1 protein-coding gene is annotated in these 742 nt (G+C 68.9%); it reads left to right on the top strand.

Annotation, left to right across the window (positions count from 1 at the left end; translation table 11 throughout):
• A partial coding sequence (gene sucD / locus ADL05_RS27640; protein ID WP_053619960.1) for a succinate--CoA ligase subunit alpha occupies positions 1 to 742 on the top strand: 742 nt, incomplete at both ends.

Genomic DNA, 742 nt, shown 5'->3' with positions numbered 1-742 from the left:
GCATCGTGGGCGGGGTCAACCCGCGCAAGGCCGGCCAGAAGGTCGACTTCGACGGCGCCGAGGTGCCGGTCTTCGGATCGGTGTCCGAGGGCATGGCCGCCACCGGCGCCGACGTCACGGTCATCTTCGTGCCGCCCAAGTTCTGCAAGGACGCGGTGTTCGAGGCCGTCGACGCCGGGATCGGCCTGGCGGTGGTGATCACCGAGGGCATCCCGGTGCACGACACCGCGGCGTTCTGGGCGCACGCCCAGGCCAAGGGCAACAAGACCCGCATCATCGGTCCGAACTGCCCGGGGCTGATCACGCCGGGCCAGTCCAACGCGGGCATCATCCCGGCCGACATCACCAAGCCGGGGCGGATCGGTCTGGTGTCCAAGTCGGGCACGCTGACCTACCAGATGATGTACGAGCTGCGCGACATCGGTTTCTCCTCGGCGGTGGGCATCGGCGGGGACCCGATCATCGGGACCACGCACATCGACGCGCTGGCGGCGTTCGAGGCCGATCCGGACACCGATGTGATCGTGATGATCGGTGAGATCGGCGGTGACGCCGAGGAGCGTGCTGCGGACTTCGTCAAGGCCAACGTCACCAAGCCGGTGGTGGGTTACGTGGCGGGGTTCACGGCTCCTGAGGGCAAGACGATGGGGCACGCGGGCGCGATCGTGTCGGGTTCCTCGGGCACGGCCGCGGCGAAGAAGGAGGCCCTGGAGGCCGCCGGAGTCAAGGTCGGCAAGACCCC

The organism is Nocardiopsis sp. NRRL B-16309, assembly GCF_001279585.1.
Classification (GTDB): Bacteria; Actinomycetota; Actinomycetes; order Streptosporangiales; family Streptosporangiaceae; genus Nocardiopsis.
This window is presented reverse-complemented; position numbering and strand designations above follow the sequence as displayed.